Genomic DNA, 2,492 nt, shown 5'->3' with positions numbered 1-2,492 from the left:
ATCATCGAGCCCTTCGAGGTCGCATACAGCCGCGCCACGTAGCGCAGCGTCTCGGCGTCGATGCCGCAGATCGGCGCCATCTTCTCCGGGCTGTAGGCCGCCACGTTGGCCTTCAATTCCTCGAAGCCGATGGTGCGGCTGGCGATGAAGCCTGCGTCGACCAGGTTCTCGTTGACGATCACATGCATCATCGCGTTGAGCATGGCCACGTCGGTGTCGGGCCGGAACTGCAGCGAGCGGTGCGCCAGGCGCGACAGCTCCGAGCGGCGCGGGTCCATGACGATCAGTTTCGTGCCGTTGGCCACCGCGTTCTTGATCCAGGTCGCCGCCACCGGGTGGTTCACCGTCGGGTTCGCGCCGATCACGACCACCACCTCGGCCTTGGTCACGTCCATGACCGGGTTCGACACCGCGCCCGAGCCGATGCCTTCGAGCAGCGCCACCACCGACGACGCATGGCACAGCCGGGTGCAGTGGTCGACATTGTTGCTGCCGAAGCCGGTGCGCACCAGCTTCTGGAACAGGTAGGCTTCCTCGTTGCTGCCCTTGGCCGAGCCGAAGCCGGCCAGCGCGCGCGGGCCGGCCGTGTCGCGGATGCCGCGCAGCTTGCCGCCGGCCAGCGCCAGCGCCTCTTCCCAGGTCGCCTCGCGGAACACGTCCATGACCCGGTCCGGGTCCATCGTGAAGTCGCCGTCCTTGGGCATGCCCTCGCGCCGGATCAGCGGCACGGTCAGCCGGTGCGGATGGTGCGCATAGTCGAAGCCGTAGCGGCCCTTGACGCACAGCCGGCCATGGTTGGCCGGGCCGTCCCGGCCCTCGACGTACAGGATCTTGTTGTCCTTGACGTTGTAGGTCAGCTGGCAGCCCACGCCGCAGTACGGGCACACCGAGTCGACCTGCTTGTCGGGAATGGCCAGCGCCGCCTCGCGCGCCGGCATCAGGGCGCCGGTCGGGCAGGCCTGCACGCATTCGCCGCAGGCCACGCAGGTGGAGTTGCCCATCGGGTCGTCCATGTCGAAGACGATCTTCTCGGCCTGGCCGCGCAGCGCCAGCCCGATGACGTCGTTCATCTGCTCGTCGCGGCAGGCGCGCACGCAGCGGGTGCACTGGATGCAGGCGTCGAGGTTGACCGCGATGGCCGGGTGCGACAGGTCCGGCGCGATGCGCGGGCGCGGCGCGAAGCGCGGCTTGCCCACGGCCAGCTCCTCGGCCCAGTCGTCGACCTCGTTGTGCCGGGTATAGCTGGCCTCGGGCATGTCCGACTGCAGCAGCTCGAGCACCATGCGCTGCGCATGCAGCGTGCGCTCGCTGTCGCTGGTGACCTGCATGCCGGCGGTCGGATAGCGGCAGCACGACGGCGCCAGCGCGCGCTCGCCATTGATCTCGACCATGCAGGCGCGGCAGTTGCCGGCCGTGTCCATGCCGGGCTTGTAGCACAGGCGCGGAATCGGCACGCCTTCGCGGTCGGCCACTTCGATGATGGTCTCGCTGGCGCGGGCTGTGACCGGCTGGCCGTTGAGGGTGAACTCGATGACGGGCGCATCGAGCCGGGCGATTTCATTGCGGGTGATGGCATTCATGGGGATTCCTCAGGCTCCGGTCAGTTCATGCGGGAAGTAGCGGACCACGCAGTCCACCGGATTGGGCGCGGCCTGGCCCAGGCCGCAGATCGAGGCGTCGCGCATGACCTGCGACAGGTCCGCCAGCAGCGGCACGTCCCACACCGGCTGCTCGACCAGGGCCAGCGCCTTGGCCGTGCCGACCCGGCACGGCGTGCACTGGCCGCAGGACTCGTCCTTGAAGAAGCGCATCAGGTTGCGCGCGGCGTTCATTGCGCTGTCGCGCTCGGACAGCACCACCACCGCAGCCGAGCCGATGAAGCAGCCGTGCGGCTGCAGCGTGTCGAAGTCCAGCGGGATGTCGTTCATCGTCGCCGGCAGGATGCCGCCGGAAGCGCCGCCGGGCAGGTAGGCATAGAAGCGGTGGCCGTCCATCATGCCGCCGCAGTATTCGTCGATCAGCTCCTGGATCGTGATGCCGGCCGGGGCCAGCTTCACGCCCGGCGCTTTCACCCGGCCCGAGACCGAGTACGAGCGCAGGCCCTTGCGGCCGTGGCGGCCGTGCGAAGCGAACCAGGCCGGGCCTTTCTGCAGGATGTCGCGCACCCAGTACAGGGTCTCGAAGTTGTGTTCCAGCGTGGGCCGGCCGAACAGGCCGACCTGGGCCACGTAGGGCGGGCGCAGCCGCGGCATGCCGCGCTTGCCCTCGATGGACTCGATCATCGCCGACTCCTCGCCGCAGATGTAGGCGCCGGCGCCGCGGCGCAGGTGGATGCGCGGCATGGCCTGCAGCGGCGGATCGGCCATCAGCGCGGCGAGTTCCTGCTGCAGCAGCGTTCGGCAGGCATGGTACTCGTCGCGCAGGTAGATGTAGATGTCCTCGATGCCCACGGCCCAGGCGGCGATGAGCATGCCTTCGAGGAAGCGGTGCGG

The 2,492-nt window shown here is 69.1% G+C and carries 2 protein-coding genes; both read right to left on the bottom strand.

Annotation, left to right across the window (positions count from 1 at the left end):
• On the bottom strand, positions 1-1,580 hold a 1,580-nt coding region (locus tag QOL82_RS29060; RefSeq protein ID WP_283445809.1), incomplete at its 3' end, for a molybdopterin-dependent oxidoreductase.
• 9 nt (positions 1,581-1,589) lie between these two features.
• Positions 1,590-2,492: NADH-ubiquinone oxidoreductase-F iron-sulfur binding region domain-containing protein (locus tag QOL82_RS29055; protein ID WP_283445808.1), on the bottom strand; the 903-nt coding region annotated here is incomplete at its 5' end.

The sequence above is a fragment of the Noviherbaspirillum suwonense genome (assembly GCF_900182955.1).
GTDB classification, from domain to species: domain Bacteria; phylum Pseudomonadota; class Gammaproteobacteria; order Burkholderiales; family Burkholderiaceae_D; genus Noviherbaspirillum_A; species Noviherbaspirillum_A suwonense.
This window is presented reverse-complemented; position numbering and strand designations above follow the sequence as displayed.